Origin of the sequence: Sphingobium fluviale (genome assembly GCF_004122115.1) — a bacterium.
In the GTDB taxonomy this organism is placed as follows: domain Bacteria; phylum Pseudomonadota; class Alphaproteobacteria; order Sphingomonadales; family Sphingomonadaceae; genus Sphingobium; species Sphingobium fluviale.
The window spans coordinates 1-1,672 of the sequence record NZ_SBKP01000038.1; the positions used below are offsets into that span (position 1 = coordinate 1).

Consider the following 1,672-nt stretch of genomic DNA (forward strand, 5'->3'; position numbering starts at 1 on the left):
AGTTTTTCTGTGAGTTCCGGGACGATCTTGAAGAGATCCCCGACGAGGCCGATGTCGGCTACCTGGAAGATGGGAGCATCCTCGTCCTTGTTGATGGCGATGATGGTTTTGCTGTCCTTCATGCCGGCGAGGTGCTGGATGGCGCCGGAGATGCCGACCGCGACATAGACTTCGGGTGCGACGATCTTGCCGGTCTGGCCGACCTGATAGTCGTTGGGCACATAGCCCGCGTCTACGGCAGCGCGGGATGCACCGACGGCAGCGCCCAGCTTGTCGGCGAGCGGGAAGATGGTGCTTTCGAACGTCGCGCCGTCCTTCAGCGCGCGGCCGCCGGAGACGATCACCTTGGCCGACGTCAGCTCTGGCCGCTCCAGCTTGGCGATCTCCGCGCCGACGAAGCTCGAAAGCCCCTTGTCGCCGGTCGAGGATACGGCTTCGATGCTGCCCGCGCCGCCAGTGGCTTCCGCCTTCTCGAACGCGGTGCCGCGCACGGTGATGACGCGCTTGGCGTCGGAGGTCTTCACGGTGGCGATCGCGTTGCCCGCATAAGTGGGGCGGGTGAAGGTGTCCGCGCTCTCTACCGAGAGGATGTCCGAGAGCTGCATCACATCGAGCAGCGCGGCAACGCGCGGCGCGATGTTCTTGCCGTTGCTGGTCGAGGGCGCAACGAACGCATCATGATGGCCCATCAGATCAACGATCAAGGGCGCGACATTTTCCGCAAGAGCATGATCGAACGCGGCGTCGTCCGCGACATGGACCTTGCCCACACCCGCAATCTTCGCCGCTTCCTGCGCAACGCCTGCCACGCCGCTGCCTGCGACGATAAGATGCACTTCGCCGAGTTTCGCGGCGGCGGTGACGGCGGAAAGAGTGGCGTCCTTGAGGGCTCCACCCTCATGCTCTACCCATACGAGCGTCTTCATGCTGCTACTCCCAATGCCTTCAGCTTCGCCACCAGTTCATCCACATCGGCGACCTTGATACCTGCCGAGCGCTTGGGTGGTTCCTCGACCTTAAGCGTGGTGAGGCGGGGCGTGATGTCGACACCATAATCCTCCGGCTTCTTCTGCGCCAAGGGCTTGGACTTCGCCTTCATGATATTGGGCAGCGACGCATAGCGCGGCTCATTGAGGCGCAGGTCCGTCGTCACAATCGCCGGGAGCTTGAGGCTCACCGTCTCCAGACCGCCATCGACCTCGCGCGTCACCGCAACCGCATCGCCCGATACCTCGACCTTGCTGGCGAACGTGCCCTGGCCCCAGCCCAAGAGCGCCGCCAGCATCTGGCCGGTCTGGTTGCTGTCGTCGTCAATCGCCTGCTTGCCAAGGATCACCATGCCCGGTGCTTCCTCGGCCGCGACCTTCGCCAGCAGCTTCGCAACGCCAAGCGGTTCGACTTCGGCATCGCTCTCGATCAGGATCGCCCGGTCCGCGCCCATCGCCAGCGCCGTGCGCAGCGTCTCCTGCGCCTTCGCCGGGCCAATCGACACCGCGATCACTTCCGTCGCTACGCCCTTTTCCTTCAGCCGAAGCGCCTCTTCCACCGCGATCTCGTCAAACGGGTTCATGCTCATCTTCACATTCGCAAGATCAACACCAGTCCCGTCCGCCTTCACACGCGGCTTCACATTATAATCTATCACCCGCTTCACGGGTACAAGAAGTTTCAT

General features: G+C 63.0%; 2 protein-coding genes. Both read right to left on the reverse strand.

The window, feature by feature from the left end:
* The coding region (locus tag EQG66_RS15175; protein ID WP_164975709.1) for an electron transfer flavoprotein subunit alpha/FixB family protein at nucleotides 1-926 on the reverse strand (926 nt) is incomplete at its 3' end.
* Nucleotides 923-1,672 (reverse strand): electron transfer flavoprotein subunit beta/FixA family protein, encoded by a 750-nt coding sequence (locus tag EQG66_RS15180; RefSeq protein WP_129405345.1) that lies wholly within the window; start codon nucleotides 1,670-1,672, stop codon nucleotides 923-925. The genes EQG66_RS15180 and EQG66_RS15175, both read right to left, overlap by 4 nt.